The organism is Streptomyces sp. NPDC006140 (assembly GCF_040628815.1).
Taxonomy (GTDB): domain Bacteria; phylum Actinomycetota; class Actinomycetes; order Streptomycetales; family Streptomycetaceae; genus Streptomyces.
In genome coordinates this window covers 536,970-562,702 of record NZ_JBEXTS010000003.1, presented here as the reverse complement: position 1 = coordinate 562,702, position 25,733 = coordinate 536,970, and the positions used below count along the sequence as shown (strand labels likewise).

At 73.2% G+C, this 25,733-nt stretch carries 22 protein-coding genes; 11 read left to right on the top strand and 11 right to left on the bottom strand.

Translation table 11 applies throughout. The features are described 5' to 3' along the window. Positions 1-29 precede the first annotated feature (29 nt). The gene (locus ABZ386_RS11985) at positions 30-1,385 is read left to right on the top strand and encodes an MFS transporter (protein WP_355716837.1); all 1,356 of its coding nucleotides are present in this window, start codon (positions 30-32) and stop codon (positions 1,383-1,385) included. Positions 1,386-1,740: 355 nt separating this feature from the next. On the opposite strand, the gene ABZ386_RS11980 is transcribed toward ABZ386_RS11985, so the two are convergent. From ABZ386_RS11980 to ABZ386_RS11970, 3 genes are all read right to left on the bottom strand, one after another. Further along, complete coding sequence (locus ABZ386_RS11980; RefSeq protein ID WP_358964674.1) at positions 1,741-2,760, bottom strand: alcohol dehydrogenase catalytic domain-containing protein; 1,020 nt, start codon at positions 2,758-2,760, stop codon at positions 1,741-1,743. A gap of 70 nt (positions 2,761-2,830) precedes the next feature. After that, the gene (locus ABZ386_RS11975; RefSeq protein ID WP_355716830.1) at positions 2,831-3,070 is read right to left on the bottom strand and encodes an antibiotic biosynthesis monooxygenase; all 240 of its coding nucleotides are present in this window, start codon (positions 3,068-3,070) and stop codon (positions 2,831-2,833) included. A 51-nt stretch (positions 3,071-3,121) separates the two neighbouring features. Then, a complete protein-coding gene (locus ABZ386_RS11970; protein WP_356616777.1) occupies positions 3,122-3,424 on the bottom strand; it encodes a serine hydrolase in 303 nt (100 codons plus the stop codon). A 94-nt stretch (positions 3,425-3,518) separates the two neighbouring features. Here ABZ386_RS11970 and ABZ386_RS11965 point away from each other — a divergent pair, with 94 nt between their 5' ends. From ABZ386_RS11965 to ABZ386_RS11955, 3 genes are all read left to right on the top strand, one after another. After that, positions 3,519-4,103, top strand: a complete 585-nt coding sequence (locus tag ABZ386_RS11965; protein WP_351333458.1) for a TetR family transcriptional regulator — start codon at positions 3,519-3,521, stop codon at positions 4,101-4,103. 228 nt (positions 4,104-4,331) lie between these two features. Beyond that, entirely contained in the window at positions 4,332-4,595 is a 264-nt protein-coding gene (locus ABZ386_RS11960; protein ID WP_358964673.1) for a hypothetical protein, read from the top strand. Further along, positions 4,508-4,852 (top strand): hypothetical protein, encoded by a 345-nt coding sequence (locus tag ABZ386_RS11955; protein WP_351333461.1) that lies wholly within the window; start codon positions 4,508-4,510, stop codon positions 4,850-4,852. The genes ABZ386_RS11960 and ABZ386_RS11955 overlap by 88 nt, the downstream gene beginning before the upstream one ends. A gap of 63 nt (positions 4,853-4,915) precedes the next feature. Here the strand turns inward: ABZ386_RS11955 and ABZ386_RS11950 are convergent, their stop codons facing one another. The 4 genes from ABZ386_RS11950 to ABZ386_RS11935 all read right to left on the bottom strand — a co-directional run bounded on the left by ABZ386_RS11950 (position 4,916) and on the right by ABZ386_RS11935 (position 9,890). Then, complete coding sequence (locus tag ABZ386_RS11950) at positions 4,916-5,617, bottom strand: response regulator (protein ID WP_355716819.1); 702 nt, start codon at positions 5,615-5,617, stop codon at positions 4,916-4,918. Continuing rightward, positions 5,614-7,242, bottom strand: a complete 1,629-nt coding sequence (locus ABZ386_RS11945) for an ATP-binding protein (RefSeq protein ID WP_358964672.1) — start codon at positions 7,240-7,242, stop codon at positions 5,614-5,616. The genes ABZ386_RS11950 and ABZ386_RS11945 overlap by 4 nt, the downstream gene beginning before the upstream one ends. Before the next feature lie 173 nt (positions 7,243-7,415). Next, entirely contained in the window at positions 7,416-7,862 is a 447-nt protein-coding gene (locus tag ABZ386_RS11940; RefSeq protein ID WP_358964725.1) for a hypothetical protein, read from the bottom strand. Positions 7,863-8,006: 144 nt separating this feature from the next. Beyond that, the gene (locus tag ABZ386_RS11935; RefSeq protein WP_356502587.1) at positions 8,007-9,890 is read right to left on the bottom strand and encodes an ABC transporter ATP-binding protein; all 1,884 of its coding nucleotides are present in this window, start codon (positions 9,888-9,890) and stop codon (positions 8,007-8,009) included. A gap of 346 nt (positions 9,891-10,236) precedes the next feature. Between ABZ386_RS11935 and ABZ386_RS11930 the strand changes: the two genes are divergently transcribed. From ABZ386_RS11930 to ABZ386_RS11910, 5 genes are all read left to right on the top strand, one after another. Continuing rightward, entirely contained in the window at positions 10,237-11,136 is a 900-nt protein-coding gene (locus ABZ386_RS11930; protein WP_358964724.1) for a lysylphosphatidylglycerol synthase domain-containing protein, read from the top strand. A gap of 239 nt (positions 11,137-11,375) precedes the next feature. After that, positions 11,376-12,473, top strand: a complete 1,098-nt coding sequence (locus tag ABZ386_RS11925; protein ID WP_351333466.1) for a mechanosensitive ion channel family protein — start codon at positions 11,376-11,378, stop codon at positions 12,471-12,473. 186 nt (positions 12,474-12,659) lie between these two features. Beyond that, a complete protein-coding gene (locus tag ABZ386_RS11920) occupies positions 12,660-14,879 on the top strand; it encodes an NADP-dependent isocitrate dehydrogenase (RefSeq protein ID WP_351333469.1) in 2,220 nt (739 codons plus the stop codon). Positions 14,880-14,983: 104 nt separating this feature from the next. Next, entirely contained in the window at positions 14,984-15,772 is a 789-nt protein-coding gene (locus ABZ386_RS11915; protein WP_358964671.1) for an N-formylglutamate amidohydrolase, read from the top strand. Between the two features lie 61 nt (positions 15,773-15,833). Then, a complete protein-coding gene (locus ABZ386_RS11910; RefSeq protein WP_358964670.1) occupies positions 15,834-17,057 on the top strand; it encodes a cytochrome P450 in 1,224 nt (407 codons plus the stop codon). A gap of 16 nt (positions 17,058-17,073) precedes the next feature. Here ABZ386_RS11910 and ABZ386_RS11905 read toward each other — a convergent pair whose 3' ends face one another. The 3 genes from ABZ386_RS11905 to ABZ386_RS11895 all read right to left on the bottom strand — a co-directional run bounded on the left by ABZ386_RS11905 (position 17,074) and on the right by ABZ386_RS11895 (position 19,654). After that, positions 17,074-17,553 (bottom strand): hypothetical protein, encoded by a 480-nt coding sequence (locus ABZ386_RS11905; protein WP_358964723.1) that lies wholly within the window; start codon positions 17,551-17,553, stop codon positions 17,074-17,076. Between the two features lie 32 nt (positions 17,554-17,585). After that, positions 17,586-18,161 (bottom strand): sigma-70 family RNA polymerase sigma factor, encoded by a 576-nt coding sequence (locus ABZ386_RS11900; RefSeq protein WP_355726610.1) that lies wholly within the window; start codon positions 18,159-18,161, stop codon positions 17,586-17,588. Between the two features lie 62 nt (positions 18,162-18,223). Beyond that, a complete protein-coding gene (locus tag ABZ386_RS11895) occupies positions 18,224-19,654 on the bottom strand; it encodes a S8/S53 family peptidase (protein ID WP_358964669.1) in 1,431 nt (476 codons plus the stop codon). A gap of 184 nt (positions 19,655-19,838) precedes the next feature. On the opposite strand from ABZ386_RS11895, the gene ABZ386_RS11890 reads away from it, so the two are divergent. Beyond that, the gene (locus tag ABZ386_RS11890; protein ID WP_351334215.1) at positions 19,839-22,406 is read left to right on the top strand and encodes a CHAT domain-containing protein; all 2,568 of its coding nucleotides are present in this window, start codon (positions 19,839-19,841) and stop codon (positions 22,404-22,406) included. Between the two features lie 391 nt (positions 22,407-22,797). Here the strand turns inward: ABZ386_RS11890 and ABZ386_RS11885 are convergent, their stop codons facing one another. After that, positions 22,798-24,525 carry a LuxR family transcriptional regulator gene (locus tag ABZ386_RS11885; protein WP_358964668.1) on the bottom strand — a complete coding sequence of 576 codons (1,728 nt, stop codon included), beginning with the start codon at positions 24,523-24,525 and terminating at the stop codon, positions 22,798-22,800. A 96-nt stretch (positions 24,526-24,621) separates the two neighbouring features. On the opposite strand from ABZ386_RS11885, the gene ABZ386_RS11880 reads away from it, so the two are divergent. Further along, positions 24,622-25,704 carry a M12 family metallopeptidase gene (locus ABZ386_RS11880; protein ID WP_351333485.1) on the top strand — a complete coding sequence of 361 codons (1,083 nt, stop codon included), beginning with the start codon at positions 24,622-24,624 and terminating at the stop codon, positions 25,702-25,704. The last annotated feature ends 29 nt before the right edge of the window (positions 25,705-25,733 follow it).

Genomic DNA, 25,733 nt, shown 5'->3' with positions numbered 1-25,733 from the left:
CCTGTTCTGCTGAGTCAACGGAGAGTCAGATGGAGCAAAAAACGACCCGCTCGACGTCCATGCGCCGTGTCGCCACCGCCAGTTGTGTCGGCACCACCATCGAGTTCTACGACTTCTTCATCTACGGCACGGCCGCCGCCCTGGTCTTCCCGCAGGTGTTCTTCCCCGCGCTCGGCAGCTCCGCCGCAACGGTCGCCTCGTTCGCGACCTTCGCCGTCGCCTTCGTCGCCCGCCCGCTCGGCGCGATCGTGTTCGGGCACTACGGCGACCGCCTGGGCCGCAAGAACACCCTCATCGCCACCCTCATGCTGATGGGGATCTCCACGGTCGTCATCGGCCTGCTCCCGGGCGCTGCCACTCTCGGCGTCGCCGCCCCCATCGCACTGGTGGTCCTGCGCTTCCTGCAGGGCCTCGCCGTCGGCGGTGAATGGGCCGGAGCGACCCTGCTCGCCGCGGAGTACGCCCCACCAGCCAAGCGCGGGCTGTACGGGATCTTCCCGCAGCTCGGCGCGGCCATCGCGTTCGCCCTGGCCAGCGGTACCTTCCTCGCCGTCAACATAGCGCTCGGCGAGACCGACCCGGCCTTCCTCGACTGGGGCTGGCGGGTCCCCTTCCTCCTCAGCGCCGTCCTCGTCGTCCTGGGCCTGTGGGTGCGCACGGCCATCGAGGAGACCCCCGCCTTCCGCCACGCCCGCGAGCGGCAGAGCGGCGCGCCGAAGCGGGCCAAGCCGCCGATCCTCGAGGTCTTCCGTGCCCAGCCCCGCGAGGTCCTCCTCGCCGGCGGCGTGCTGACGATCGTGTTCGCGCTGTTCTACCTGGGCACCGCCTTCCTCACCAGCTACGCCACCAGCACCACCGGCGCAGGACTCGAACGCCGCACCGTCCTGATCCTCAACATCGTCGCCGCGGTCGTCTTCGGCGTGACCACGGCCGTGTCCGGAATCGTGTCGGACCGGTTCGGACGCCGAAGAGTGATCGTCACCTGCTGCGCTCTGTCGATCCCGTGGGCGCTGGTCCTCTTCCCGATCATGGACACCGGGTCGGTGACCGGCTTCGCTGTCGGCCTCCTCGGCACCCTGGCGATCTTCGGGATCGCCTACGGCCCCGTCGGCGCCTATCTGCCCGAGATGTTCCACACCCGCTACCGATACACCGGCGCCGGGATGGGCTACAACCTCGGAGGTGTCCTCGGCGGAGCCGTCTCACCGCTCCTCGCGGCCGAACTCGTCGGCAGCTACGGCGGCTACGCCGTCGGCCTCATGATCGCCGCGCTCGGGCTGGTCAGTCTGGTCAGCGTCCTCGCTCTCGGCGAGACCAAGAACCGCGCCGTCGACGCGGCACCGGACACCACCACCGACCCCACGGACAGGCTCACCCCCGCCTGACCCAGGATGACTCCCTGCCCGGCCGCCGTCCTTCGTGGTCCGGCCGGGCAGGGCAGCCGCAGCTCCAGAATCCGGACCCGGTGCCGACCGGAGGCGTGCCATCAGACTCTCCCGCCGGACGCCGACCCCATCACGACGATGTTCTTCGACTACTACCGCACCGAGCGCGGTTACCACCCGCGCTCGATCAACTCCACCACCGCGTGGACCGCGACCACGCCGATGTCGTTCTTCGCCTTCGAGCAGATGACGAACATCGACTTGCTCGCGCCCCGCACGGCGCTCCTGCGACCGCAAGGACATCATCCCCTTCGACCGGCTCGACGGTGTCGGGGACGGGATCGGTCCCCGTGCCTCAGTTCTCCAGGACGAAGACCGGCTTGTGACCGGCGCGGCCGGAGGTCGGTACGTCGGGGATCTCGTCCCAGTCATATATTCCGCTGGTGACCAGTTCGGGGTGGAGGGTGCCGGCCTCCACCGCCTCCAGCGTCGGTGTCATGTTCGGCCGTGCGTGCCCCTTGCCGTTGTGGAAGTGGACTCCGCGCTGGTACAGCGCGAGCAGCGGGAGCCGGACCTCGTCGAAGTAGATGCCGACGCTGTTGACGTGGCCCTCGGGCATGACCGACAGCAGCGCCTTGCGCAGCCGCGCGGCGTCGCAGCCGGCGTCCACGGCGAGGTGGAAGTCCTTCTCCCGCTTGCCGTTGATGTCGTGGACCTCGGCGCCGAGTTGCTCGGCGACCTTCATCCTGACCGGGTCGTCGTCGTAGTACACGGTGCGGGCGCGGGCGCAGTGGACCGCGACGTCGACGCAGTACAGGCCGATGGAGCCGGTCCCGCCGAACACCGCGATCTTCGGGTCGGAGATTCCGGCGACGGTCGGCATCACCGTCTCCCAGCCGAGTGCGAGGTTGTCGCCGATCGAGGCCAGGTGCACGGGGTCGACGCCGGTGGGCAGCTTGGCGAGGTTGTAGTCCGCGTAGGGGACGCGGATGAGTTCGTCGAAGGTCCCGCCCCAGGCCCCGTTCACCGGCAGGCCGTACTGGGCGTCGCCGTGGACGAGACAGCGGGCCGGGTGCCCGAGCCGGCACTGCGCGCAGCTCCCGCACGCGATGTGCCACGCGACGCCGACGACGTCGCCGACCGCGACATCCGTGCAGTCGGGGCCGACCTCGACCACCGTGCCCACGCACTCGTGGCCGAGCGGGAACGGGCCGAATCCGGAGAACGGCGTCTTGTCGTCGATGACATGGTGGTCGAGGTCGCATGTCGTGGCCGCGAGCGGGCGTACGAGTGCGTCCGTGCCCTCGACGATGGTGGGGGCGTCGACCTCGTCGAAGCGCAGGTGTCCGGGCGCGACGAACATCAGGCTCTTCATGGAAAGCTCCTCGGTTGCGTGGGGAACCCGGGGCCGGCCGTGTGCCGGTCGACCCGGTCGCCGTACTCGGTCAGACGGTGCCGGCGTCCGGGTCGCCGGCGGGGATCGCGTCCAGGAAGACCATGTCCGGGGGGCCGGCCAGCGCCTGGGCCAGGACGGCGCCGACCTGCCGCATCGCGGCGCCCTTCATGTGCGCGCCCAGCGCCTCCCGCGAGGCCTCGGGCGCCGCCGCCGTCAGCGTCTTCTCGACCAGCTCTTCCTGGCCGGGCTCGGCGACCATCGTCGCCACCAGGACCACCGGATCAGCCATGGGCTTTCAACCTTTCGCTCTATGACAGTCGTCATAACTATGACACATGTCTTAACCGCTGGTCGGCAGCAGCGCGTCAGATCCGGTCCAGAAGCAGATCCGCCCCGGCGGGAGGTACGGCACCGCCGGTGACGGCAGCCAGGAACCTGATGCCGAAGCGTCGGCCAGCGCGGCGGCCTCCTCGGCGACGAACCGGCCCAGGGTGCGCCCGCCGATCCGCCGGATCAACTCGCCCACCGGGTGCCCGTAGGTGAGCAGGTGGTAGCCGGACGCCGCGCCCGGGGGCCACCAGGGCGCCTGCGCGGCCGGCCGGGCCGTCGCCGCCGGAACGTCACGGACGTCCGCGACGGTCACGGGCCGACCCCAGCCCTATAACGATCGTCATAGAGTTGCCCGCGTTAGAGTATGACGAACGTTATGGCCGGTGGGGCCGGAAGGGGTTCTGTTCGTGACCAAGTCCAGCGCGCCGGTGCGGCAGCGGATCGTGGCCGGTGCTGCCGACATGATGAGTCGGCGCGGTCTGAACGCCACGAGCATTCGCGAGACGGCCAAGCACGCCCGGGCGCCGCTCGGTTCGACGTATCACTACTTCCCCGAGGGCAAGCAGCAGCTCGTCACCGAGGCCGTCCGCTACACGGGCGAATGGACCGCCGCCAGTCTGCGCAAGGAACTGGAGGCGGGACCGGTCGCCGGACTGCGCGCCTTCCTCGCCCTGTGGCGCAAGATCGTCGTCGACAGCGGTTTCCGCGCCGGCTGCCCCGTCCTGGCCGTCTCCGTCGAGGAGCCCCCCACCGATGAGCCGCCGGCCGCTCTCCTGGCCGCCGCCGACGTCTTCACCGAGTGGGAGAACCTGCTGGCCGGATCGCTGCGTGAGCACGGCGCCGAACCACGGCAGGCGGCTCAGCTCGCGACGCTCGTCGTCGCGGCGGTCGAAGGGACCGTGGCCATGTGCCGCGCCAAGCGCAGCACCCGGCCCCTCGACGACACGGCGGAGCAACTGCAGGCCCTGATCGAAGCGGCCATCGAGGACTGAGCGTCTCGGCCCGCCCGCGGCGCTGCCGAGAACTCAGGCGCTCCTTCGGGGCGTTCACCCGGTGATGATCGCCATTGCAGCCTCCTGTGAAAGTCGCAGGTCGTCGCGAGCCTGGCCAGGGCACTGCAGTTGCGGCCCGTGGAGCGCGATCACGCCTACCGGCTGGCCGGCCTCCTCCCTCCGCAGGACGGGACGATCTCCACGCACGTGCCGGCGGGCGTCCAACGGATGCTGGCTCGCCTCGGGGAGTTCCCCGTGGGTGTGTTCAGCGCCGACTGGACCTTGCTGTCCTGGACGCCCGCGTGGGCGGTGCTGCTGGGCGACCTCGGTGAACGGACCCACGTCGAGCGGAACCTGGTCCGGGCGGTCTCTCCGCTGGGCCCTCAGGGCTCGCGGCCTGGCCGGTGCTCCAGGAGGGCGAGGCCCTCGGCCCTGCCCTCGTCGCCGATCTGCGCACGGCTCTCGTCGACTACCCCCTCGACCGTGGCCTGATCGACCTCGTCGAGGAACTGCGGGCCGGCAGTGCGGAGTTCACGCGGTCGTGGGACGAGGGCGCGGTCGGTCCGCACGTGTCGGCCCGGAAGACCGTCGTGCACCCCCAGGTCGGGGAGGTGAGGTGCTACTGCGACGTGCTCACCGTCCCGGGGTGCGACGTCCGCCTCGTCGTCTACACGGTGGCGGCGGGTTCCGCCGACGCGGAGAAGCTGGAGTTCCTGCGGGCCACGGGCGGCGCCCGCACGGCCCGCTGAACGGTCTCGGTACCTCGCTGCCGCCTCGTCGGGCATAGCCGGGACAAGTGATCCTCGAGCGCCTCACACCCGCCAGGCGTACCGGCGTTCCGGACGTCCCGCGGCGCCGTAGCGCAGGGACACCTCCGCGCTGCCGGTGCCGTGGAAGTACTCCAGGTAGCGGCGGGCGCTCACGCGGGAGACGCCGGTCAGGGCCGCGCACTCGGTGGCGGACAGCGTGCCGTCCGCCTCGCGCAGGGCCCGCTCGACGAGGGCGGCGGTCTCGACGCTCATGCCCTTGGGCAGGGTGTGGGCCGGCGCGGTGACGAACGCGCCGGCCAGGACCCGGTCCACATCGGCCTGGCCGCGGACGACCGCCGTGAGGAGGCGGCCGCGCTGGGCGGCGTAGCGCTCCAGGCGGGGGCGCAGGTCCTCGAACTCGAAGGGTTTGAGGAGGTAGTCGACCACGCCGCGGCGGACGGCGCCGCGTACCGTGTCGGCCTCCTGCGCGGCGCTGATGACCATGACGTCGCAGTCGTGGCCGGCGGTGCGCAGCCGCGGGATGACGTCGAGGCCGAAGAGGTCGGGCAGGTACAGGTCGAGCAGGATGAGGTCGGGGCGCAGTTCGTCCACGGCCTCGATCGCCTGGGCGCCCGTGTGGGCGACGCCGACGACGCGGAACGGCTCGACGCGTTCCACGAACGCGCGGTGGACCCGGGCCACCATGAAGTCGTCGTCGACCACGAGGACGTCGATCGTGCCCGTCTTGTCGCTCGTCGCGGTCATGGGGCCGCTCCTTCCGCCACCGTGCCGGTGAGGTGGCCGACGGTCATGCGTGCGGTGAACACGGCCCCGTCGGGGGTGTTGGACACCGAGATCTCTCCACCGTGCCGTTCGCAGACCAGCTTGGTCAGGGCCAGTCCGATGCCGCGTTCGCCCTCCCGCGCGGCCTTGGTGGTGAAGCCGTGGGAGAACACCTCGCGGGCGAGTTCGGGAGCCACGCCGGGCCCGGAGTCGCGAACTGCGATCTCCACGCTGGAGGCGTCCTGGCGCAGCGCCACCTCCACCCAGGCGTCGTCGTCCTGGGCGGCGGCGTCGACGGCGTTGTCCACGAGGTTGCCGACGACGGTCGCCACGTCGGCGGCGTCCTCGGGGGCCAGCCGTTCCAGCGCGGTGTCGTCGGAGATCCGCAGGCTGACCTTGCGTTCGGCCGCGAGGGACGCCTTCGCCATGAGCAGCGCGGCCACCGCGGTGTCCCGGACGCGGCGGCTGAGGGTGACGTCCAGGGACTGGCGGCGCTGGTTCAGGGCGCGGATGTAGCGCACGACCTCGTCCTGCTCGCCGATCTGGATCAGCCCGGAGATGGTGTGCAGTTGGTTGGCGAACTCGTGGGCTTGGGCGCGCAGCAGCTCCGAGGAGCTGCGGAAGGAGCCGATCTCCCGTTCCAGCCGGGCGAGTTCGGTGCGGTCGCGCAGGGTGGTGACCGAGCCGAGGAGCCGGCCATCCTTGGTGACGGTCATCCGGTTCATGACCAGGACCCGGCCGTGGCGGACGACGACCTCGTCCCGCTTGCCGGCGGCGGTCCCGGCCAGCACGTCGCGCAGCCGTCCGTCGATGCCGAGGCCGTCCAGGCTCTGGCCGACGCAGTCCTCCGGCAGGCCGAGCAGGCGGCGGCCCATGTCGTTGACGAGGGTGAGCCGGTGCTGCGGGTCCAGGGCGATGACGCCCTCGGCGATTCCGTAGAGCATCGCCTCCCGGTGTTCGGCGAGCCCGGCGATCTCGCGCGGCTCCAGTCCGAGGGTCTGGCGTTTGACGCGCCGCGCGAGCAGCCAGGAGCCGGCCACGCCGAGTCCGCTGGCGATGCCGAGGTAGGCGAGCAGAGAGGAGGAGGCGCCGCTGAGCCGCTGCCACACCGTCGGGTCGGCCTCGCCGATCATGACCGTGCCGAGGATCCGGCCGAGGTTCTCCTCACTCGCCCCGAGGACGGGGACCTGGGCGGCCAGCTCGCGGTTGCCGTCCAGAGTCAGCTGACCCGACCAGCCCCGTCCCCGGGCGGTGCCGGGTCCCAGCGGCAGTCGCTCCCCGACCACCGTGGGGTTGGTGGAGCTGACGATCCGGCCCACGGCGTCGGCCACCGTCACCGAGGTCACTCCGGACTGCGCCTGCGTGGAGAGCACCAGGGGGGCGAGCGACTCCCCGGGGGCGGGGCGCACCATTTGGCTGCGCACCAGCGGGTTGGCGGCCAGTTGTTCGGCGAGCGCGCTCACCCGGCGTCCTTCGACGCGGTTGAAGGTGGCCTGCGACTGGGCGAGGGAGACCGCGGCGACCGCCAGCAGCACCACCACGACGATGGCGAGCTGGAGCACCAGCATCTCGCCCGCGAGCGAATGGCGACGAAAGGTGGCGACCACGACGGACTCAATCTTCTCTGCCGGCACAAGGGGGGCGGCTCATGTGCGCCGCCGGACCTGGAGTCGCACAATCATGACGTCCACCAGCGCAAACCGGAAGGGAGGCGTCATGGAAGACCCGGCACACGCCTTCCGGGGGACCGGCCTCGTGCGCCGGCTCCGGCGGTGTGACGTCAGGAGGCGTTCGCGCCGGTGCCGATGCCGGACAACTCGCGGATGGTGCCGCCGAGTTTCGCGCGGAGCGGCTCCAGCATCTCCGGTTTGGCGCTGACCACCCAGCGCATGCCCACCAGGTACTTGCCGCCGTACACGCGGGCCGATTCGAGCCAGGTCTCCTTGAGCCGCTCCTCGGGGAAGGTGGTGATGAGGAAGTCGCCCTTCGCGGTGTGGCACACGCCCTCGCGCAGCTCGTCCGCCTCGGTGCGGATCTTCGCCGTGCAGCCGGCCAGCCCGGCGATCACCTCCACCTTCGCCGGCGCGACGACCCCGGCGGCGGGAGCGGCGGACCCCCTCGCCGCGGACCCGCTCGGCGTCGCCGCCGCCTTGTCCCCGTCACCGCCGCCGCAGGCCGTGACGAGGAGCAGCGCGGCCAGGCCCCCGGCCGCGGCGACGGCGCGCAGCCGTCGGGCGCGGGACGGGGTCCGGCGGGCGGGTCGTACGAGCGGTGGCTGGTGGGACACGTCGCCTCTCCGGGTGCGGGCTGTCGGCAGGAGCACTCGACAGGAGTACGGACCGGCCCGGGGAGGCGTTCACCCCGTGTCCCCCTACGCGGCCTGCTCCACCGGGGCGGTCCGTGCCCCCTCGAACTGGGTGCGGTACAGCTCGGCGTACCGCTTGCCCGCCGCCAGCAGTTCCTCGTGCGTGCCCCGCTCCACGATCCGGCCGGCCTCGATCACCAGGATCTGGTCCGCCGCCCGGACCGTGGAGAGCCGGTGGGCGATCACGACCGCCGTCCGTCCCTCCAGGGCTTCGGTGAGGGCTTCCTGGACGGCGGCCTCGGAGGTGTTGTCGAGGTGGGCGGTGGCCTCGTCGAGGATGACGACGCGCTGGCGGGCCAGCAGCAGCCGGGCGATGGTCATGCGCTGGCGTTCGCCGCCGGAGAGCCGGTAGCCGCGTTCACCCACGACCGTGTCGAGGCCGTCGGGCAGGGACCGTACGAGGGTGTCGAGGCGGGCCCGGCGCAGGGCGTCCCACAGCTCCTCCTCAGTGGCTTCCGGGCGGGCGAGCAGGAGGTTGGCGCGGACGGTGTCGTGGAAGAGGTGGCCGTCCTGGGTGACCATGCCGAGGGTCTGCCGGAGCGACTCGGCGGTGAGGTCGCGGACGTCGACGCCGCCGATGCGGACGGCCCCGGCGTCGGTGTCGTACAGGCGCGGCAGCAGCTGCGCGATGGTCGACTTGCCGGCGCCGGAGGAGCCGACGAGCGCCACGGTCTGTCCCGGTTCGGCCCGGAAGGAGATGCCGTGCAGGACCTCGTCGCCGCCGCGCTGGTCGAGGGAGGCGACCTCCTCAAGGGAGGCCAGGGAGACCTTGTCGGCGGCCGGGTAGCCGAAGCGGACCTTCTCGAACTCGACCGCCACGGGACCGTCGGGCACCGGGCGCGCGTCCGGCCTGTCCTCGATGAGCGGCCGGAGGTCGAGCACCTCGAAGACCCGCTCGAAGCTGACCAGCGCGCTCATCACCTCCACCCGTGCCCCGGCCAGCGCGGTCAGCGGCGCGTACAGCCGGGTCAGGAGCAGGGCCAGCGAGACGACCGCGCCCGGCTCCAGGGTGCCGCGCAGGGCGAGGTAGCCGCCGAGGCCGTAGACCAGGGCCAGGGCCAGGGCGGAGACCAGGGTGAGGGCGGTGATGAACGCCGCCTGGGCGGTGGCCGTCCGGATCCCGATGTCCGCGACCCGGCGGGCCCGTTCGGCGAACTCCCGCGACTCCTCCTCCGGCCGCCCGAAGAGCTTGACGAGCGTGGCGCCGGGTGCCGAGAACCGCTCGGTCATGCGGGTGCCCATCGCCGCGTTCAGGGTCGCCGCCTCCCGCTGCATCCGGGCCATCCGGCTGCCCATGCGCCGGGCCGGGATCACGAACACCGGCAGCAGCACCAGCGCGAGCAGGGTGATCTGCCAGGACAGGGTGAGCATCACGGCGAGGGTGAGCAGCAGCGTGACGAGGTTGCTGACCACTCCGGACAGGGTGTTGCTGAACGCGCGCTGGGCGCCGATGACGTCGTTGTTGAGCCGGGAGACCAGGGCGCCCGTACGTGTGCGTGTGAAGAACGCCACGGGCATGCGCTGCACATGGTCGAAGACGGCCGTCCGCAGGTCGAGGATGAGGTGCTCGCCGAGCGTCGCCGACAGCCTCCGGCCGAGGATGCCGAGCGCGGCCTCCGCCACCGCGATCAGCGCGATGAGCAGGGCGAGGCGTACGACGGTGCCCTCGTCACCGCCGGAGACGATCACGTCGACGACCCGCCCGGCCAGGACGGGGGTCGCCACGGCGAGCAGGGCGGTGCCCACCCCGAGCAGGACGAAGAGGGCGATGCGGCGCCGGTGCGGGCGGGCGAACGCGCCGATGCGGCGCAGGGTCGCGAGGGCGAAGGGGCGGCGCTCCTCCTGGGCGGTCATGACGCTGTGCAGCTGTGTCCACGCTGTGGTCTCCATGCTCATGGGAGGGAACGTAGAACCTCAAGCAATCTTGAGGTCAAGGCGTTCGCACAACAGGTCGAGACGCTCGCGCAACGCCCCCGACATCCCGCACAATCAGCCCCAACCCCCACGTCCCCGTCCCCCGCGCGCAAAGGCCCCGATGACGCTTCCCACGCAGCCGCTTCCCGTGCCCGAGCCCCAGCCGCTTCCCGCGGGCAACCCGCAGTCCCCGCTTCCGCAACCCGCCGTTGGCCCGGGGTGGGAAGCCTCTGCGGATGTGACAGCGGTACAACTCCCCGAACTCCGCCCGGGACGACTCCCCCGTCGCGTCCCGGTCCGCCGCCTCAGGCAGATCCTGTGTCTGCTTCCGCTCCTGCTCGTCACCGTGGTCGCGGTGCGGCACCGGTCGGTGCTGGCCGAGGGCTTCGCGCACCTGGGCACCGCCGCCTGGCCGTGGCTGCTGGCCGCGGTCGGGGCGACCTGTCTGACCTGGGTCGCGGCCGCCTGCACTCGGCAGGGCGCGGTCGTCGAGAGGCTGCCCCGGCGGCGGCTGCTGGCGACGCAGTTCGCGGCGGGCGCGGCCAACCACCTGCTGCCGACCGGGCTGGGCGCGAGCGCGGTGAACCTGCGGTTCATGACGGTGTGCGGGCTGCCGCTCGCCCGCTCCTCGGCGGCGCTCGCGCTGTACCTGCTGGCGGAGAGCGTCGGCCGGGTGGCCCTGCTGGGTGCCCTGCTCCTGGCGTTCCCCGACGCGCTGCGGCTCGGCACGCTGGTCCCGGAGACGGCGTTCGGCCCGCTGCTGGCCGGCGTCGGCGCCCTGGTCGTCGTCGCGGCGGCCGTGCTCGTCCTCGTCCGGCGGGTGCGCTCGGCGCTGGTGACCTTCCTGCGGACGGCGCTCGGCGAGGCGCGCTCGGTGCACGCCCGCCCGGCCCGGGCCCTGGCGCTGTGGGGCGGGTCGCTCGCCTTCCCCGCGCTGCAGGCGACCGTCCTGGTGCTGGTGGGGAAGTCGCTGGGGCTGGACGTGCCGCTCGCGCACATGGCGGTGGCCTACCTGGCGGCGACGGTCGCCGTCGCGCTGGTGCCCACGCCGGGCGGGATCGGCTCGGTGGAGGCGGCGCTGGTCGTGGCGCTGGTCGCGGCGGGCGGCCCGGCCGCGGTGGCCACGGCGGTGGTCCTGGCCTTCCGGGTCATCACGGTGTGGCTGCCGCTCGTGCCGGGCGCGCTGACGCTGGCGGCGCTGGTACGGCTCAAGGTGATCTGAGCAGCGAGCGGGCGCACGTGACGGCGCGTCATGTGCTGTGACTCACCCCCCGGTCACCCCCGTCCGCGGTACGAACCCCCGTACGGGATGCGGCAGGATGAACGATTGCGCCGACCGCGGGTCAGGGTGGTCGGGCACCATCGAACATCCCGGAAACGAGCAGGTGACGACGTGACGAGACTTCACATCCGGCCGCCGGCGACGGCGTTCGCCGCGCTTCTCCGCCCCGGAGGTGACCGGTGAACCGGGAACTCACGGTGGACGATCTGCTGTTCGCCGGCATCGCCCTCGCCTCGGGCCTGCTGGCGGCGTTCGCGCTGCGGATCCTGCTGCGCTGGCTGGGCGGGCACGCCGACCGCACCCGCTGGAGCGGGGACGACGTGATCGTGCACGCGCTGCGGGCCGTGGTGCCGTGGGCCGCGGTCGTGGGCGGCGCTGCGGGCGCGGCGGCGGTGCTGCCGCTGACGCGCACGGTGCAGCACCACACCAACCAGGTGCTCACGGTGCTGCTCATCTTCGTCGCGACGGTGTCGGCGGCCCGGGTGGTGGCCGGGCTGGTGCGCTCGGTCACGCAGTCCCGGTCCGGAGTCGCGGGATCGGCCACGATCTTCGTCAACATCACCCGGATCCTGGTCCTGGCGATCGGCTTCCTGGTGGTGCTGCAGACGCTGGGCATCTCCATAGCCCCGATGCTCACCGCTCTCGGTGTCGGCGGTCTGGCGGTCGCGCTGGCACTGCAGGACACCCTCGCCAACCTCTTCGCGGGCATCCACATCCTCGCCTCCAAGACGGTCCAGCCCGGCGACTACATCCGGCTCAGCAGCGGTGAGGAGGGCTACGTCGAGGACATCAACTGGCGGCAGACGACGATCCGCAACCTGTCCAACAACCTCGTCGTGATCCCCAACGGCCAGCTCGCCAAGGCGAACATGACCAACTTCATGCGGCCCGAGGAGCAGCTGACCATCCTGGTCCAGGTCGGGGTGGCCTACGACAGCGACCTGGACCACGTGGAGCGGGTGACCAACGAGGTCATCGCCGAGACGATGCGGGACGTCGAGGGCGCCGTGCCCGACCACGAGCCGATCATCCGGTTCCACACCTTCGGCGACTCCCGCATCGGCTTCACCGTCATCCTGGGCGTCGGCGAGTTCAGCGACCAGTACCGGATCAAGCACGAGTTCATCAAGCGCCTGCACAAGCGCTACCGCGCGGAGGGCATCCGCATCCCCGCCCCGGCCCGGACGGTGGCGCTCCAGCAGGGCGCGGTCGTCATCCCGCAGCAGCGGACCGGCGAGAGCGAGCCGGGCGAGGTGCCGTCCGCCCGGTTCGACTGAGGCGGCACGGCGTCAGCGCGTCGCCGGCCATGATCCCCACCACCTCGGTGGCGGCCGTCGGCGACGCCCCGTGTCCAGCCGGTCACGGCAGTTGCCCGAAACTGGGCCCGGACCCCTGTCGAGACGAGGTCGATCACGAGATATCTTGATGTCGAGCAATGTTGCAGACGTGGAGCGGAGCACCCGGTGACTGACTCGACCATCATCTATACGCACACTGACGAGGCCCCCGCCCTGGCGACGTATTCCTTCCTGCCGGTGGTCCGGGCGTACGCCTCGCAGGCGGGTGTCCCGGTGGAGACCCGCGACATCTCGCTGGCCGGGCGCATCATCGCCGTGTTCCCGGAGTACCTGACCGAGGACCAGCGCATCCCGGACGCCCTCGCGGAACTCGGCGAGCTGGCCAAGACGCCCGCCGCCAACATCATCAAGCTGCCGAACATCTCGGCGTCCATCCCGCAGCTCAAGGCCGCCATCGCCGAGCTGCAGGGCCAGGGCTACGCGCTGCCGGACTACCCGGACGACCCGAAGACCGACGAGGAGCGCGAGATCCGCGCCCGCTACGACAAGGTCAAGGGCTCCGCCGTGAACCCGGTCCTGCGTGAGGGCAACTCGGACCGCCGCGCCCCGGCCTCGGTGAAGAACTACGCCAAGTCCCACCCGCACCGCATGGGCGCCTGGACCGCCGAGTCCAAGACGGACGTGGCGACCATGGGCCAGAACGACTTCCGCTCCACCGAGAAGTCCGTGGTGATCGCCGAGGACGGTGCCCTGCGCATCGAGCTCGTCGGCGACGACGGCACGACCACGGTGCTGCGCGAGTCCGTACCCGTCCAGCGGGGCGAGGTCGTCGACGCCTCCGTGATGCGGGTCGCCGCGCTGCGCGAGTTCCTGACCGCGCAGGTCGCCCGGGCCAAGGCCGAGGGCGTGCTGTTCTCGGTGCACCTGAAGGCCACGATGATGAAGGTCTCCGACCCGATCGTCTTCGGCCACGTGGTGCGCGCCTTCTTCCCGAAGACGTTCGCGCAGTACGGCGACAAGCTCGCCGCGGCCGGCCTGACCCCGAACGACGGTCTGGGCGGCATCTGGAAGGGCCTGGACGCCCTGCCGGAGGGCGCCGAGATCAAGGCCTCCTTCGACGCCGAGCTGGCCGAGGGCCCGGAGCTGGCGATGGTCGACTCCGACAAGGGCATCACCAACCTGCACGTCCCGTCGGACGTGATCATCGACGCCTCCATGCCGGCGATGATCCGCACCTCCGGCCACATGTGGGGCCCGGACGGCCAGGAGCACGACGCCCTCGCGGTCATCCCCGACTCCTCCTACGCGGGCGTCTACCAGGCTGTGATCGAGGACTGCAAGGCCAACGGCGCCTTCGACCCGTCCACCATGGGTTCGGTGCCGAACGTCGGCCTCATGGCGCAGAAGGCCGAGGAGTACGGCAGCCACGACAAGACGTTCGAGATCGCCACCACGGGCACGGTCCGCCTGGTCGACCAGAACGGCACCGCCCTCATCGAGCAGACCGTCTCGGCCGGCGACATCTTCCGCGCCTGCCAGACCAAGGACGCGCCGATCAAGGACTGGGTGAAGCTGGCCGTCACCCGCGCCCGCGCCACCGGCGACCCGGCGGTGTTCTGGCTGGACGAGACCCGCGCCCACGACGCCAACCTGATCGCCAAGGTCGAGCAGTACCTCCAGGAGCACGACACCGAGGGCCTGGACATCCGGATCCTCAACCCGGTCGAGGCGACCAAGCTGTCGGTGGAGCGCATCCGCCGCGGCGAGAACACCATCTCGGTCACCGGCAACGTGCTGCGCGACTACCTGACCGACCTGTTCCCGATCCTGGAGCTGGGCACCAGCGCCAAGATGCTGTCGGTCGTCCCGCTGATGGCGGGCGGCGGCCTGTTCGAGACGGGCGCCGGCGGCAGCGCGCCGAAGCACGTCCAGCAGCTGGTCAAGGAGAACTACCTGCGCTGGGACTCCCTCGGTGAGTTCTTCGCCCTGGTGCCCTCCTTCGAGCAGTACGCGAAGGTGACGGGCAACGCCCGCGCCCAGGTCCTGGCCGACACCCTCGACCGCGCCACGGCGACCTTCCTCAACGAGGACAAGTCCCCGACCCGGCGCGTCGGCGGCATCGACAACCGCGGCAGCCACTTCTACCTGTCCCTGTACTGGGCGCAGGAGCTGGCGCGGCAGACCGACGACGCCGACCTCGCGAAGGCGTTCGCCCCGCTCGCCGAGACGCTCGCCGCGAACGAGCAGAAGATCGTCGACGAGCTGATCTCCGCCCAGGGCAAGCCGGTCGACATCGGCGGCTACTACCAGCCCGACCCGGCGAAGGCCGCTGAGGCCATGCGCCCGTCCGCCACGTGGAACGAGGCCCTGGCGTCCCTGAGCTGACGCCCCGGATCCCCCGATCCCCTGGCTCCGCCCCGGCCGGCACACGCCCGGCCGGGGCGGAGCCGTCTCACCCACAGCCCCCGACACCGCCCCGGAGCCGCCCCGTGACCGACACGCCGCCCTCCTTCGAACTGCTCCCCGGGGCCGGTCACTCCCCCGTGCTCCTCCATGTGCCGCACTCGGCGCGGGAGATACCGCGGGACGTGCGCGCGGGGATCGTGCTGGACGACACGGAGCTCGCACGGGAGCTGGACCACATCACCGACGCGCACACCGCGGAGATCGCCGCGCTGGCGGCCCGGCTGGCCGGCATCACCCCGTGGCGGTTCGTCAACCGGCTGTCGCGGCTGGTCGTCGACCCGGAGCGGTTCCCGGACGAGCGGGAGGAGATGCGGGCCGTCGGGATGGGCGCGGTGTACACGCGGACCACGCACGGCGCTCCGCTGCGGTCCGAGGGCGTCGACACGGGGCCGCTCGTCGAGCGGTACTTCCTGCCCTACGCGCGGGCGATGACCGAGGCCGTGGCGGACCGGCTGGCGGCCACCGGACGGGCCGTGATCATCGACGTGCACTCCTACCCGAGCCGGAGACTCCCCTACGAGCTGCACGGGCAGGGCCCTCGCCCCGCGGTCTGCCTCGGCACCGACTCCTTCCACACCCCGGCCGCGCTGCTGGACGCCGCCCGGGCGGTGTTCGGGGAGACGGAGCTGGACACGCCGTTCCGCGGGACGTACGTCCCCCTGGAGTTCTACGGGACGCGGCCCGAGGTCGGCGCCCTCATGGTGGAGATCCGCCGGGACACCTACATGACCGAGCCGGGCGGCCCCGCCGGACCGGGGCTGGAGCGGCTCGCCACCGCCCTCGCCGGGCTCGTCGACGCCGTGTCCCGCTGAACCGCCACCGGCTGGAGCACTCCCGCGCGACAAGGGCCCGGGGTGCGGCGAGGGTGGGTCCATGACGGAGGAGACCACCACGCTGACCGGCCAGGCACCGCCCCCGGTGCGGGACTGGCCCGCCCTCGACCTGGACGGGACGGAGTTCGACCCGGTCCTCGCGGAGCTGATGCGCGAGGGGCCGCTGACCCGGATCCGCCTGCCGTACGGCGAGGGCTGGGCGTGGCTGGCCACCCGCCACGACGACGTCAAGCTGATCACCAACGACCCGCGGTTCAGCCGCGCCGAGGTGACGAGCCGTCAAGTGACGCGGATGGCACCGCACTTCAAGCCGCGGCCCGGTTCGCTGGCCTTCGCCGACCAGCCCGACCACAACCGGCTCCGCAAGGCCGTCGCCGGGGCCTTCACCGTCAGCGCGACGAAGCGGCTGCGGCCCCGCGCGCAGGAGCTGCTCGACGAGCTGGTGGACGCGGTCCTGCGGGACGGGCCGCCGGCCGATCTGGTCGAGCAGGTGCTCGAACCGTTCCCGATCGCCCTGGTCAGCGAGGTCATGGGCGTGCCCGGCGCCGACCGGGACCGGGTGCACGCCTGGACCCGGCAGATCATCTCCACATCGGGCGGCGCCGAGGCCGCCGAGCGGGCCAAGAACAGCCTGTACGGATGGATCACCGAGACGATCCGCTCCCGCGCGCACGGCACCGGCGAGGACGTGTACTCCCTGCTCGGCGCCGCCGTGGCCGGGGGCGAGATCAGCGAGACGGAGGCGGTCGGCCTCGCCGGTCCGCTCCAGATCGGCGGCGAGGCCGTCACCCACAACTGCGGGCAGATGCTCTATCTGCTGCTCACCCGGCCGGAGTTGCGGCAGTGGTGGCAGGAGCGGCCCGAGGCGCGGGACACTCTGCTGGACGAGCTGCTGCGCCACATCCCGCACCGCAGCTCCGTCGGCCTGGCGCGGATCGCCCTGGAGGACGTCGACCTGCGGGGGCACCGCATCCGTGCGGGCGACCCGGTGTACGTCTCCTACCTGGCCGCCAACCGCGACCCGGACGTCTTCCCCGAGCCGGACCGGATCGACCCCGGCCGCGCCCCCAACCCCCATCTGGCCTTCGGCAACGGACCGCACTACTGCACCGGCGCGGTCCTCGCCCGCCTCCAGACCGAGCTGCTGCTCACCACCCTGCTGGACCGGCTGCCCGGCCTGCGCCTCGCCGTCCCCGCGGACCAGGTCGCCTGGCGCCGCCGGACGATGATCCGGGGGCCGCGGACCCTGCCCTGCACCTGGTGACCCGGCCGGCGTCCAGCTAGGCCCGCAGCCACTCCGTCACCACCACGTCCCCGCCCGTGCGCAACCGCAGGGCGAACGGGCCGGAGGGCGGCACGTCGGCGGTGAAGCGGCCCAGGTCGTCGGCGGTCAGGGCGGAGCCGGGCCGGGGTCCGCACAGGACCTCGATGCGGGCCGGCTGCGGCGGCAGCACCTGCCCCATCAGCCCGTCCTCCGTCACCTCGACGTCGACGGTCACCTCGCCCGCCCGGAACGTCAGCATCCGGGGCGTGTCCGTGGCGCCCCGGACCGGGAGGGAGTCGACCAGCGAGTCGAAGGTCAGCTCGGCGACGCGGGCGTCGAGGTCGTGCAGCGCGTACGCGTCCACGGCGATCTGCTGCAACTCCGCCGGCACGGGGTCCAGGACGGCGGCGGCCTGCCGGAGCTCCGCCTCCAGCAGCCCGGCGTCGAACTCGTCGTCGCCCCAGTCCTCTTCGCCGAAGACCTCGTCGTCGTCCATCTCGTTCATGTCGCCCATGTCGTGCATGCCGTTCACATCGCCCCCCGTGCCTCGAGCCGGGCCCGCAGGCGCCGCAGACAGCGCTGGCGCAGCGGCCCGATGCTGCCCACCGCGATCCCGAGCGCGGCGGACACGTCCTGGTAGCTGGGCGGTGGCGTGGCCATCAGCACCCGCAGCAACTGCCTGCACCGCTCGCCCAGTTCCTCGAACTCCTGCCACAGCCGCCGTACGCGTTCGCTCTGGGCGGCCGCCTCCTCGGAGTCGAGCAGCGACTGCTCGGGCGTGCCGGCCTCGCTGACCCGGTCCAGGAGCTGCGGATCGTCCGTCAGGGTCAGCCGCCTGGAGCTGCGGATCACCTTCAGGCATTCGTGGCGCGCGGTGCTCGCCAGCCACGCGCCCGCCTTGTCGGGTTCCCGGATACGCCCGAGGTACTGGGCGAAGCGGAACCAGGCGGTCTGGTACACCTCGTGCGCGTCGGCGTCGGAGAGCCGGTGGGCCCGCACCACGGACCACACCAGGGGGCTCAGCCCTTCCACGAGCGCCTTCCAGGCCGCCGCGTCGCCGTCGGCCGCGGCCTGGACGAGCGAGCCGGCATCAGCACGGTCCACGGCAGTCCCACCCCTCGTGTACGGCCCGTCATGGTACGCCGTGGCGGGGGCGGCCTCGGCCGTCACAGGCCCGGGGTGAGACGCACGACCGGGACCGGGCGCCACGTGGGCGGACGCAGCGCGGGGACGTGCGCCCCGCGCACTTCGGCGAAGTCCGCGTGCGCCGCGAGCAGGTGACGCCGGGCCGCGCGCGGGTCGGTCTCCTTGTGCGCCGTCATGTGGGCGGCGACCATGCCCGCGGTCACGGGCGTGGCGAAGGAGGTGCCGCTCCACTGCGCGTAGCCCTCGAACATCACCTGGTCCGGCTTGGCGGAGGCGTTCTCGTCACTCAGCACGCCGGTGTGGCGGGGGTGCCGGCAGGTGCAGCCGTAGGAGAAGCCGTAGCGGCAGGCGTCGTACGTGGAGTGCTGGTACACGTACGGGACGGGTGTGTCGAAGCCGGTGAGGGCGCTGGTGAGGCGCTCGCCGGGGGCGTAGACCTTCACCCAGGGGCCGTGGTTGGTGAAGCAGGCGCCGAACTCGCCGTCGCTGCGCAGCGCGCCGACCGACAGCACGGAGTCCTCCCAGCCGGGCAGGTCGGCGTAGGCGGCGGGCCAGAACGGCGTGGCGCTGCCGTTGTTGCCGGCGGCGGCGACGAGCAGGGTGCGCTGCTCGCGCAGTTCCCGCATGAAGTTCTCGACGCCGAGCAGCCCGTCGGTGCGGCCGTTGGAGGTGCCGGCGGAGAGGCTGAGCACGTCGGGCCAGCCGCCGGCGTCGACGGCCTCGAAGAGCTTCTCGCCGAACTCCGACTCCAGGACGGCACCGGCGTCGTTGAGGCTGCCGCGGACGGTGATGTCGGTGTTGGGCGCGACGGCGGCGACGAGCCCGGCGATGAACGTGCCGTGCCCGACGTACTGCTGGAGGATGCCCTGCTCGTCGCACTCCTGGACCTGGGCGTCGCCCGCGGTGTGGGCCAGCAGGCCGCAGGAGCGGTAGTCGTGTGTGAGGCCGGTGTCGACGACGAGGACGCCGACGGCGGTGCCGGGGTCGTGGGGCGTGTCGGCGGCGGCCGGGTTGGGCGGCTCGCTGAGCGGGGCGGGGACGGGTTCGTCGCCGGGGCAGGCGTTGACCGCGATGTGCACCACGTGGTTGCGGGCGACCATCCGGTGTCCCGCCCGGGCCTCCTGCTCCCGTACGGAGCGCAGGGCGTGGGCGACGGCGCGGTCGGCCTCGCGGCCGCCCTCGCCGGGGTCGCCGACCCGGATCCGGGTGATCCCGGTGCGGTTGGTGCTCGGGCCGGCCCGGCGGACCTGCTCCTGGTCGAGGTCGGGTGCCGCCGTGAAGTGCGTCCGTACCGTGTCCTCGACGATGCGGGCCTCCTCGCCGTCGCGGACGAGGACGACGCCCTTCTCGTACATGAACTCGGCCGAGTCGTCCGGGCCCATCGCGAGGGGCACGTCGGGCATCGAGCGCTGGATCTGGTCGAACTGCTCGTGGAATCGCTGAGGTGCCATGGCGGGTCCTCCCGGTGGGGCGACGGCGTCGGCCGGTGCCGCGGAGCGGTCGTCGAGTCTCTTGGACAAGAGTCACGCTGCGGTCTTTTGATACAGCGCCACCCCTGTGTGGTGCGGTTCGGTGGCCACTACCATCCGAGGAGTGACAGCGGGAAGCGAGCCGGTTACGGAATCACTGCTGCCGATGGTGTTCGCCGACCCGGGCGAGGCTCTCGCGAGGGCCCGGGCGCTGCTCGACGCCGATCCCTCCCCGCTGGACGCCTCCGTCGCGCATCAGGTGATCGGTATCTGGCAGCGGGACTTCGGTGATCTGCGGCTCGCGCTGAGCCATCTGCGGCGGGCCCGCCAGTGCGCGGCGCGCGCGGACTCGGCGGACCGGGAGGCGGACGTGCTGGCCACGCTGGGGGTGGCGCTGGTGCACGCGGGCCGCACCCGGGAGGGGCTGGCGGCGTTCGAGCGGGGTGTCGCGCGGGGCGCCGGGCACACGCGGGCGCGGGTGCTGTACCGGCGGGCGTACGTGTGGTGGGTGCTCGGGCGTCATCGCGAGGCGCTGGAGGACGTGCGGCGCGCGGTGCCGGTGCTGCGGCAGGCGGACGACGTGATCTGGACGGCGCGGGCGCTGACCCTGCGGGCGACGGTGCACCTGGCGCTGGGTGCGGTGGAGCGGGCGGAGGCGGACTTCACCGCGGCCGAGGCGCTGTGGGACACCACCGGCCAGGAGCACGACAAGGCGGACGCGGTGGAGAGCCGGGGGCTGGCCGCGTTCCGGTCCGGTGACGTGCCGGCGGCGCTGCGGCTGCTGGACGAGGCCGAGGAGCGGTACGCCCGGCTGGGCACGCCGACGTTCATGCTGAACATCCGGCGTTGCGAGGTGCTGATGGCCGCGGGGCTGGCGCCCGAGGCGCTGGCCGAGGCGGACGCGGCGATCAGGAAGCTGGACGGGATCGGCGGGCAGTCCACCCGCAAGGCCGAGTTGCTGCTGGCCGCCGCGCGGGCCGCCCGGCCGGCCGGGGACCCGCACACGGCGATCGCCCGTGCCGCCCTCGCGGTACGGCTGTTCGCGGGGCAGCGGCGCACGTGGTGGGAGGCGCATGCCCGGCTGGTGCTGATCGAGGCGCGGCACGCGGCCGGGCGCCGCTCGGGGCGGCTGGTCGCGGACGCCGCCGCGGTGGCCGGGAAGCTGGCGTCCTTCGGAGCGCCGGCCGCGCCGGAGGCGTCGCTGCTGGCGGGCCGGATCGCGCTGGACCTGGGCTGGACGGCGGACGCGGAGCGGCATCTGGCCGTCGCCGCGCGCAGCCGGCACAGCGGCCCGCCGCTGGCGCGGCTGACGGGCTGGTCGGCGCAGGCGCTGCGGGCGTGGGCGGCCGGGTCGAACCGGGGTGTTCTGGAGGCCTGCCGGCGCGGTCTGGACGTGCTCGACGACCACCGGATGACACTGGGCGCCTCGGAGCTGCGCGCCCGCGCCACCGAACAGGGCGCGGAACTGGCGGCGTTGGCGCAGCGGGCCAGTCTGGTCTCGGGCGGGCCGCGGCGGCTGCTGGTGTGGAGCGAGCGCTGGCGGGCCACCGTGCTGTCCACACCGCCGACCCGGCCGCCCGCCGACCCGGAGCTGCTCAGCGGCCTGACCGCCTTCCGCGAGATCGCCTCGCGTGCGGAGGCCGCCCGGAGGGAGGGCCGGCCGGTTCCGGCGCTGGAGCGGGAACAGCGGCGGCTGGAGCGGGAGATCCGCTCCCGGACCCTGCACATGCGGGGCGAGGCGCCCGGGGGCGGTGACCGGTTCGGCGTCGGGCGGCTGCTGGAGCGGCTGGGCGACGAGGTGCTGCTGGTGGAACTCGCCGTGCTCGACGGGCGGGTGCAGGTGCTGCTGTGCGGGCGGGGGCGGGTGCGACGGTTCGAGGCCGGGCTGCTCGCCGAGGCGGAGACCGAGGCCGAGCACGTCCAGGCCGGGTTGCGGCGGCTGGCCCATCCCGGGGCCGAGGCGCGGCTGCCGGTGGTGGAGGCGGCGGGGCGGCGGCTGGAGGAGCTGCTGCTGGGGCCGGCGGCGGCGCAGCTGGGCGGCGGCCCGGTGGTGATCGTGCCGCCGGGGCGGCTGCACCGGGTGCCGTGGGCGCTGCTGCCGTCGCTGCGAGAGCGGGTGCTCAGCGTGTCGCCGTCGGCGGGGAGTTGGCTGCGGGCCCGGGAGACGGCGCCGCCGCCGGACGGCTGCCATGTGCTGGTGCGCGGCCCGGGCCTGGCGAGCGGCGGTGCGGAAGTGCCCGAGCTGGCCGGACGGTACCCGTGCGCGACCGTCCTGGAGGAGGGCGAGGCGCGCGTGCCGCGGGTGCTGGAGGAACTGGACGGGGCCGCGCTGGCGCACATCGCCGCGCACGGTGCGTTCCGCGCGGACAGTCCGCTGTTCTCCTCGCTGCGGATGGCGGACGGGCCGATCGTCGTGCACGACTTCGAACGGCTGGACCGCAGCCCCTACCGGATCATCCTGTCCTGCTGCGACACCGCCCGCTTCGCGTCCGTCGGCGCCGACGAACTGCTCGGCCTGGTCACGGCGTTGCTGCCGCTGGGCACGGCCGGGGTGGTGGCGTGCAGCGCACCCGTCAACGACGCGGCGGTGGTGCCGTTGATGCTGGCCCTGCACAAGGGCCTGGGCGCCGGGCTGTCCCTCGCGGAGGCCCTGCGCGACGCCCGGGCCGCCCTGCCGGGCGACGCACCGCACCAGGCCACGGGCTGGGCGTTCTCGGCGTTCGGGGCGGCTTGACCGAGCGTGGCGGGGCCTCGGGGCAGCCCGGCCGGAGCCTCGACGAGTCTCGGAGTCGGCCGACCCGAACCGCCCCGGGTCTCGGCGTCGCCCGGCCGAGCCTCGGCGGATTGTGCGGCGGCCTGGCCCGTCCCCTGTGCGGGTCAGGCCGCCGGTCCGGGGTGCGGCCGAGGTCGCCGGTCCGAGGTGCGGCCGAGGTCGCCGGTCCGAGGTGCGGCCGAGGTCGCCGGTCCGAGGTGCGGCCGAGGTCGGCGGTCCGGGGTGCGGCCGAGGTCGGTGGTCCGAGGTGCGGCCGAGGTCGCCGGTCCGAGGTGCGGCCGAGGTCGGCGGTCCGGGGTGCGGCCGAGGTCGGTGGTCCGGGACGTCGCCGAGGTTCGTGGTTCGTCGCGGCTCAGGCCGGCTGGGCCTGGGGCGGTTCCGTCAGCAGCCATGGCAGGGCACCGCGGTCGTTCGCGCCGAGCCGGGCGTAGGCGGAGTACAGGTGGTTGCCGACGGTGCGGATCGACAGGGTGAGGCGTTCGGCGATCTGCCGGTTGCTCAGGCCCGCAGCCGCCAGGGTGACGATCTGCCGCTGCCGGGCGGTGAGTTCGCCGAGGACCAGCCCGGACAGCGCGGGCGTGCGGGCGCCCTGGCAGCGCCGGGCCAGGGCGACGGCCCGGGTGCGGGCGTACCGGGCGGCGCGCGGATCGCGATGGGCGCCCACGGCCTGGGCGTGTGCCTCGGCGGCGAACAGCGTGAAGCCCCGCCGCTCCAGTTCCTCGGCCACCTCGTCCAGGGCCGGGCCGTCGGCCCGGGTGAGCGCGTCGGCGTGCCGCGCGAACACGCCGCTCAGCCGGTCGATGACCTTCTCGGGGGCGCCGAGGCGGACGGCGTCGTAGGGGTCGGCGAGGGCCTCCAGGCCGAGGTCGTCCCTGCTGTCCACGGTTGCTGAGGCGCGGGCGAGTTCCTCCCGGCACGACGCGTCCTCGGGGGCGCCCCGCAGCCCCTCCCTCGCCCAGGCCGCCGCATCCCGCACCTCCCCCCGCAGCCGGGCGAACCGGGCACGTACGGCGGCGTACCCGCACGGCAGCGGGCCGCCCTCGGCGACCAGCCACTCCCCCACCGGCGTGGGCGTCGCCCGGACGTCGTCCTGGTCGATCCGACGGGACAGCGCGGCCGCCTCGGCGTCGAGGGCGCGGGCGTACGCCTCCGGCGTCCGGGCCAGCCGGCGCGCCCGCAGCCGGCCCGCCGCGGCCCTGAGCACCGGGCCGTACAGGGGATGGGCGAGGCGGACGCCGCCCAGGTCGTCGACCTCGACCAGGCCGTCGGCCTCCAGGGCTTCGAGGGCCCCGAGGTCCAGGTCGTCCGGGTCCGAGGGCAGCGGCTCGGCGAAGGCGAGACGGTCGAGGGTCTCGCGTTCGAGCGGGCAGGTGCGGCCGAGGACGTGGGCGGTGCGCTCCCGCACGGCCGGGGTCAGCGGCACCGGGCCCCGCCAGGCCCGCTCCTCGGTGTCCGGGACGGGAGTCAGCAGTCCGCGCACCGCGTCCAGCAGGTCGCGCAGCAGCCGCAGGTCGCCCCGGCTCAGGTGCCGCAGCCGGTGGGCGGTGAGCGGATCGAGAGGCCCGGCGCCGGCCGTGAGGAGCTGTGCGGTCTCCTCGTCGGGCAGCGGCTCCAGGGCGAGGCGCGGCAGGAGTTCGCCGGTCCACAGCCGGGTGATCGCGCCGGGCGCCGGGGCGCCGTCCGTCGCGACCACGAGCAGGCGGGTGCGGCCGTGCACGGCGAGCTGGTGGACCAGGGCGGCGGAGGCGTCGTCGAGCAGGTGCGCGTCGTCCACCAGCAGCGTGCGGACACCGGACAGGAGCCGGACCGCGCGGTGCAGGGTGACCGACTCGGGCAGCAGATGCGCGAACGCCGCGAAGGGCAGGCCGCGGCTCTCGGGCGTGCCCGCCGCCCGGGCGCAGACGGTGCCGCGGATCGCCTCCGTGACGAGGCGGGTCTTGCCGCAGCCCGCCGGGCCCGTCACCACGATGCCGCGGTGCGGGCCGGCCAGGGACCGGCGGACCAGCTCCAGTTCGTCCTCCCGCCCGGCGAACGGCCAGGGCAGCTCCAGCGTCGTCGCGTCCCGTTCGTAAGTCGTCACACAGACATGAGCGCGGCTGCTCGGTTCTGATACAGGGCGACTTGAGTAGCCCCCGACTCAGGCGCCCTGGACGGGCCGCACGGCAGGCTGTGGCCCATGACCCCACGCTACTGCTCGCTGGCACAGGCGCCGGCGCCCGCCTTCGCACCGGGGCTGGCGGCCGAGCGGCTGAGCGCGCTCGCGAGCGGGCGGCGGATGTGGGTCAACGGCACCGTCCTGCACTACTGGTTCTTCGACGGTGACAGCGACGCGTCCGTCATCCCCGTGCCGGGGACGGGGATGACGCGGCGGGTGTCCTGGGCCGGCACCGAGGAGCAGCGGGACGTCGTGCGCGGGTGCTTCCGCGAGTGGCAGGACCTCGGCATCGGCATCACCTTCGCCGAGGTCGACGACCGTTCGGAGGCCGAACTGCGCATCGGGTTCCAGCCCGGCGACGGCTCCTGGTCGGCGGTGGGCCGGGAGGCGCTGCCGGCGGGCCTGCACGAACGCACCATGAACTTCGGCTGGGACCTGACCGCGCCCGGGGAGCGCGCGACGGCCCTGCACGAGATCGGGCACGCGCTCGGCATGGTGCACGAGCACCAGAGCCCGTTCGCCGGCATCCACTGGGACGACGAGGCCGTGTACGCCGAGCTGGCGGGCCCGCCGAACCACTGGAGCCGGGAGCGGACGCACTACAACATCCTGCGCAAGCTCGACCCGGACGAGGTGAACGGCTGCGTCTGGGACCCGCAGTCGATCATGGAGTTCCCGTTCTCGTCGGGGCTGGTCCTGGAGCCGGAGCAGTACCGTGCGGGTCTGCACCCGCCCGGCACCTTGTCCGCCGCCGACAAGGAGTTCGCGCTGCGCTGGTATCCGCCGGCGGACCCGGTGCCGCCCGCGCTGGTGCCGTTCCGCTCGGTGACGCTCGGGCTCGGCCCGGGCGGACAGGCCGACTTCGTCGTCGATCCGCCGGAGACCCGCACGTACACGCTGGGCACCTTCGGCGACGGTGACGCCGTCGTCGTGGTCTTCGAGGAGCGGGACGGGGAGCCCCGTTACCTCGCCGGCCAGGACGATGGAGGGACTCCGCACAACGCCACGATCGGCGTGCGGCTCGTCAAGGGCCGCCGCTACGTCGTCCGCGTACGCCTGTACTCCGCCTGGGGTTCCGGCGAGACGGCGGTGATGTGCTGGTGACGGCACGCACGCGCCGCGCGGACACCTGA

What these genes read in the sequence shown, in the direction of transcription:
- ABZ386_RS11985 (WP_355716837.1), top strand. Translation starts at nt 30, where the DNA reads ATGGAGCAAAAAACGACCCGCTCGACGTCCATGCGCCGTGTCGCCACC.
- ABZ386_RS11980 (WP_358964674.1), bottom strand. Translation starts at nt 2,760, where the DNA reads ATGAAGAGCCTGATGTTCGTCGCGCCCGGACACCTGCGCTTCGACGAG.
- ABZ386_RS11975 (WP_355716830.1), bottom strand. Translation starts at nt 3,070, where the DNA reads ATGGCTGATCCGGTGGTCCTGGTGGCGACGATGGTCGCCGAGCCCGGC.
- ABZ386_RS11960 (WP_358964673.1), top strand. Translation starts at nt 4,332, where the DNA reads ATGCTGGCTCGCCTCGGGGAGTTCCCCGTGGGTGTGTTCAGCGCCGAC.
- ABZ386_RS11950 (WP_355716819.1), bottom strand. Translation starts at nt 5,617, where the DNA reads ATGACCGCGACGAGCGACAAGACGGGCACGATCGACGTCCTCGTGGTC.
- ABZ386_RS11935 (WP_356502587.1), bottom strand. Translation starts at nt 9,890, where the DNA reads ATGGAGACCACAGCGTGGACACAGCTGCACAGCGTCATGACCGCCCAG.
- ABZ386_RS11910 (WP_358964670.1), top strand. Translation starts at nt 15,834, where the DNA reads ATGACGGAGGAGACCACCACGCTGACCGGCCAGGCACCGCCCCCGGTG.
- ABZ386_RS11905 (WP_358964723.1), bottom strand. Translation starts at nt 17,553, where the DNA reads ATGGACGACGACGAGGTCTTCGGCGAAGAGGACTGGGGCGACGACGAG.
- ABZ386_RS11895 (WP_358964669.1), bottom strand. Translation starts at nt 19,654, where the DNA reads ATGGCACCTCAGCGATTCCACGAGCAGTTCGACCAGATCCAGCGCTCG.
- ABZ386_RS11890 (WP_351334215.1), top strand. Translation starts at nt 19,839, where the DNA reads ATGGTGTTCGCCGACCCGGGCGAGGCTCTCGCGAGGGCCCGGGCGCTG.
- ABZ386_RS11880 (WP_351333485.1), top strand. Translation starts at nt 24,622, where the DNA reads ATGACCCCACGCTACTGCTCGCTGGCACAGGCGCCGGCGCCCGCCTTC.